The organism is Microbacterium sp., from assembly GCF_035277845.1.
Classification (GTDB): Bacteria; Actinomycetota; Actinomycetes; order Actinomycetales; family Microbacteriaceae; genus Microbacterium.
Genome location: NZ_DATEJS010000333.1, coordinates 1 through 4,870, shown reverse-complemented (window position 1 = coordinate 4,870; position 4,870 = coordinate 1). Strand labels below are relative to the sequence as shown.

Below are 4,870 nucleotides of genomic sequence, written 5' to 3'. Positions count from 1 at the left end.
CCGGATTCCGATTCAGGCTCGGCGTCGCCGGATGCCGGAGCGCCCCGGGCCTTCCGGCGGGCCTCGGCGGCCTTGTGCTCGGCGAGCGCGTCCTCGTGGCTGATCAGCACCGGCTTGTCGATCGTGGTGGTGAACTCCTCGGGCTTCACCGCGAGCAGCAGCAGCGAGATGACCACGATCGTCACGATGAAGGTGATACCCGCGACGATGAGCCCCATCTGCAGGGCGTGCTGCGCCTCACCGGGGAACCGCTGCTGGAAGAAGCCCATCGACAGCAGGGTGACGAACCCGGCGAACAGGGCCGCCAGGACCGAGAGCCCGAGCAGCTGCACGGGACGCATCAGCTCACGACGGGTGGGGTGTTCTGCACTCATCGAGCGCCTCCGGGGTGGGGTTCGGTCGTGGGGGTCTCGGATGCCGCGGCATCCTGTTGCGGCGCTGCGGCTCGCGGCGAGAAGGCGGCGATGCCGAGGTACACGGCGACGATGGCGGCGTACCCGCCGAAGATGCCGACCGCGATGGTGGTGCCGGTGAGGGTGAAGTGCCGGTGCGCCTCGGCGATGTAGTACTGCAGGGCGTACTGACCGGGCACGAGCAGCAGGGCGAGGCCGAGCACGACGGTGAGGATGCCGACGGTGACGGCGTCCCGGGCCTCGGAGCGCTGCGGGCTGCCGGCCGCGGCGGCGCGCCGGCTGCGCACGCCGTCGACGAGTTCGACCACGCCGGTGAGGATCGCCCACGGGATGAGCAGGGCGAAGAACATCGTGACGGTGCGGATCGGCGGGAATCCACCGATCATCCCGGCGATGATCGACAGGACGCCGAGGCCGAGCGCCGTGCCGCGGCGTCCCTTCGGGTACACCGACCAGGCGGCCATCAGCGTGAGCAGCCCGGTGACGATCGCGAAGCCGCTGAAGACGCTGACGCCGAGCTGCGCGGAGTGCACCGTCGAGAACGTGATCAGCGCGGCGGCGATCGCGGCCATGACGGCGCGGGCGAGCTGCAGATAGCGCACCGGCATGAGGCGGGCGGCAGGAGCTGTGGACACGGCGAAGCCTTCGGAGAGATCGGGGATTCCCCTGCATTCTAGGTCGTCAGGCTGGGCGCAGCCCCGATGTCGGAGGAGCAGGGCATCATGGGGAGGACGATGGGAGCCCGGATGCCAGAACACGGTGCCGACCTGCAGCAGCGCACGGCCGATTCGCATGACCTCATCCGCGTGCAGGGCGCACGCGAGAACAACCTCAAAGACATCAGCGTCGACATCCCGAAGCGCCGGCTGTCGGTGTTCACGGGGGTCTCCGGGTCGGGCAAGTCGAGTCTCGTGTTCAACACGATCGCGGCCGAGTCGCGGCGCCTCATCGACGAGACGTACAGCGCGTTCGTCCAGGGGTTCATGCCCTCGGTGCCGCGCCCCGACGTCGACGTGCTCGAGGGTCTGACGACCGCGATCATCGTCGACCAGGAGCGCCTCGGAGCCAACCCGCGCTCGACGGTGGGCACCGTCACCGACGCGAACGCGATGCTGCGCATCCTGTTCAGCCGGCTCGGCACGCCGTACATCGGCGGGCCGACGGCGTTCTCGTTCAACATCCCGACGCAGAAGGCGAGCGGGGTCATGACCGCGGCGAACGGCGAGAAGAAGATCGTGAAGGACGCGATCTACCTCGGCGGCATGTGCCCGCGCTGCGAGGGGCGCGGCCAGGTGTCCGACATCGACCTGTCGCAGGTGGTCGACGAGTCGAAGTCCCTGCTCGAGGGGGCCATCCTCGTGCCCGGCTACACCCCCGACGGCTGGATGGTGCGCGGGTTCGCGGAGTCCGGCTTCTATCCGGCCGACAAGCCGATCGCGGAGTTCTCGGAGAAACAGCGCGACAAGTTCCTGTTCAGCGCGCCGACCAAGGTCAAGATCCAGAACATCAACATGACCTACGAGGGGCTCATCCCCAAGATCAGCAAGTCCATGCTCTCCAAAGACGTGGACTCGCTGCAGCCGCACATCCGCGCGTTCGTGCAGCGGGTGGCGACGTTCACGACCTGCCCCGAGTGCGACGGCACCCGTCTCACCGAAGGCGCCCGGTCGTCGAAGATCGACGGGGTGAGCATCGCCGACGCGTGCCGGATGCAGGTCACCGACCTGGCCGCCTGGGTGCGCGGGCTCGACGAGCCCGGCGCCGGCCCGCTGCTGTCGGCGCTCAGCGCCAACCTCGACGCGTTCGTCACGCTCGGGCTCGGCTATCTCAGCCTGGAGCGCCCGTCCGGCACGCTGTCGGGCGGCGAGGCGCAGCGCATCAAGCTGCTGCGGCACCTCGGGTCGTCCCTCACCGACGTCACGTACGTGTTCGACGAGCCGACCATCGGGCTGCACCCGCACGACATCCAGCGCATGAACACCCTGCTGCAGCAGCTGCGCGACAAGGGCAACACCGTGCTCGTCGTCGAGCACAAGCCCGAGACCATCGCGATCGCCGACCACGTCGTCGACCTGGGCCCCGGCGCCGGCACCCGCGGCGGGCAGATCTGCTTCGAGGGCAGCGTCGCCGAGCTGCGGCGCAGCGACACACTCACCGGCCGCCACCTCGACGACCGGGCGCGGTTGAAGGATGCCACCCGCGCCGCCACCGGGCGGATCGAGGTCCGCGGCGCGAGCACCCACAACCTGCAGGACGTGGACGTCGACATCCCCACGGGCGTGCTGACCGTGATCACGGGGGTGGCGGGCTCGGGCAAGAGCTCGCTCGTGCACGGGTCGGTGTCGCCGCGCGACGGGGTCGTCTCCATCGATCAGGGCGCGATCAAGGGCTCGCGGCGCAGCAACCCGGCCACCTACACGGGCATGCTGGAGCCGATCCGCAAGGCGTTCGGCAAGGCCAACGGCGTGAAGCCCGCCATGTTCAGCGCCAACTCGGAGGGCGCCTGCCCGTCCTGCAAGGGCGCCGGGGTGATCATCACGCAGCTCGGCTTCATGGACACCGTCGAGACGCCCTGCGAGGACTGCGGCGGCAAGCGGTTCCAGACCGCGGTGCTCGACTACAAGCTCGCCGGACTCGACATCACCGAGGTGCTCGCGCTGCCGGTCTCGCAGGCGCGGGAGTTCTTCGCGACCGGCGAGGCGAAGATCCCGGCGGTGGCCGGCATCCTGTCCCGGCTCGACGACGTGGGGCTCGGCTACCTGTCGCTCGGCCAGCCGCTGTCCACCCTGTCGGGCGGCGAGCGCCAGCGTCTCAAGCTCGCGATCGCCATGGGCGAGGACGGTGACGTGTACGTGCTCGACGAGCCGACCACCGGGCTGCATCTCGCCGACGTCGACAAACTGCTGGGACTGCTCGACCGCCTCGTCGAGGCCGGCAAGTCGGTGATCGTCATCGAGCACCATCAGGCCGTGATGGCGCACGGGGACTGGATCATCGACGTCGGTCCCGGCGCCGGACACGACGGCGGGCGCATCGTGTTCGAGGGCACCCCGGCCGACCTCGTCGCGCAGCGCGCCACTCTCACCGGCGAGCACCTCGCCGAGTACGTCGGCGCCCCGGCACGCTGAGCCGCGGCTTCACTCCTGCTCGTCGAGGAACCCGGTCAGGATCGGTCCGACGACGTCGGGCAGGTCTTTGATGCCGGTGTGCGTGCCTCCGCGCACGACCCGCAGCCGCGAGCGCGCGATCAGATGGTGGATCATCCGGGTGTGCGCCGGGCGGATGATGTCACGGGACCCGGCGAGCACGAGCGTCGGCACGCGGATGCCGGCGAGGGCGTCGTGGCCGAGGCCGGGCTGGTCGAGCATGAGCCGCATGAGCTCGTGCTCCCGCGTGAAGGCGGGCACGCGTCGCGCGACCGACCGCAGGATCGCATCGAGCACCCGCAGCCGCACCCGCATCCAGAACCGCATCCCCTTGACGGTGATGTTGCCCGAGTTCAGCACGAGGGCCCGCACCAGCTGCGGGTGCCGCGCCACCAGCAGCATCGCGATGTTCGCCCCGTCCGAGAACCCGACCACCGCGACCGGAACGTCGGGGCTCAGGGCGCGGATGACGGATGCCGCATCCTCCGCCATCCGTGCCAGGGTGAGCGGGCCGTGCCCGCGGGCCGAGCGCCCGTAACCGCGGCAGTCCATCGCGAGCACGCGATGGCGCGCAGCCAGCTGCGGCGCGACGGCGGCGAAGTCGTGCAGGTCGCCCGAGTTGCCGTGGATCAGCAGCACCGGCATCCCGGCGCCCGTCTCTTCGACGTGGAGGTCGCCGATGCGATGTTCGGTGGGACTCGCGATCACGGCCTCAGGGTACGCACGACGCGTAGGGTCGAGCTGTCAGCCACCTACGAGTGCGAGGAGGATGCCCATGCCCGACCACGCCCCCGGGGAGCGTCCCGATCGTCCCGAGCCCGCCTCCACGGGGCGTGGGCCCCGTGAGATCGCGGCCGAGTACCGCATCGAGAAGCTGCGCCGGGAGCATCCGGACCTGTACGGGGATCCCGCGGCGAACAGCGGCCAGGCGTACGCCGGCTCCTCGGAGCTGGAGCGCGCCGCCTACGTCGAGACCGCGATCCAGCAGGCGATCCGCCGCGGCGAGTTCGACAACCTGCCCGGCGCCGGCAAGCCGCTTCCGGGACTCGGCGACCACCACGATCCCGACTGGTGGATCCGCCGCAAGATCCAGACCGAGAAGCTCACCGGCCTCGGGCCGCCGGCCCTCACGCTGCGCGTCGAAGACCGGGAGCTCGACGACCGGCTCGATGCCCTGCACCGCGAGGCCGACGTGCGCACCGCGGTCGAGGACTTCAACCGCCGGGTGATCGAGGCCCGCCGCCAGCTGCTCGGGGGTCCTCCGGTCGTCACGCCGACCCGCGACGTCGAGGAGGCCGTCGCCGCCTGGCG

5 protein-coding genes are annotated in these 4,870 nt (G+C 70.5%); 2 read left to right on the top strand and 3 right to left on the bottom strand.

Features of this window, described 5'->3' with window-relative positions; translation table 11 throughout:
* A partial coding sequence (locus tag VJR25_RS14675; protein WP_324116309.1) for a hypothetical protein occupies nucleotides 1-374 on the bottom strand: 374 nt, incomplete at its 3' end.
* Nucleotides 371-1,048: a DUF308 domain-containing protein gene (locus VJR25_RS14670; protein ID WP_324116307.1), complete on the bottom strand. Its 678-nt coding sequence runs from the start codon at nucleotides 1,046-1,048 to the stop codon at nucleotides 371-373. The genes VJR25_RS14670 and VJR25_RS14675, both read right to left, overlap by 4 nt.
* Nucleotides 1,049-1,159: 111 nt before the next feature.
* Between VJR25_RS14670 and VJR25_RS14665 the strand changes: the two genes are divergently transcribed.
* Nucleotides 1,160-3,541: an excinuclease ABC subunit UvrA gene (locus VJR25_RS14665; RefSeq protein ID WP_324116304.1), complete on the top strand. Its 2,382-nt coding sequence runs from the start codon at nucleotides 1,160-1,162 to the stop codon at nucleotides 3,539-3,541.
* A gap of 9 nt (nucleotides 3,542-3,550) precedes the next feature.
* Here the strand turns inward: VJR25_RS14665 and VJR25_RS14660 are convergent, their stop codons facing one another.
* Nucleotides 3,551-4,267: an alpha/beta fold hydrolase gene (locus VJR25_RS14660; RefSeq protein ID WP_324116302.1), complete on the bottom strand. Its 717-nt coding sequence runs from the start codon at nucleotides 4,265-4,267 to the stop codon at nucleotides 3,551-3,553.
* Between the two features lie 67 nt (nucleotides 4,268-4,334).
* On the opposite strand from VJR25_RS14660, the gene VJR25_RS14655 reads away from it, so the two are divergent.
* Nucleotides 4,335-4,870, top strand: a 536-nt coding sequence (locus VJR25_RS14655; protein WP_324116301.1) for a DUF1992 domain-containing protein, incomplete at its 3' end; no start/stop codon positions are given.

What these genes read in the sequence shown, in the direction of transcription:
- VJR25_RS14665 (WP_324116304.1), top strand. Translation starts at nt 1,160, where the DNA reads ATGCCAGAACACGGTGCCGACCTGCAGCAGCGCACGGCCGATTCGCAT.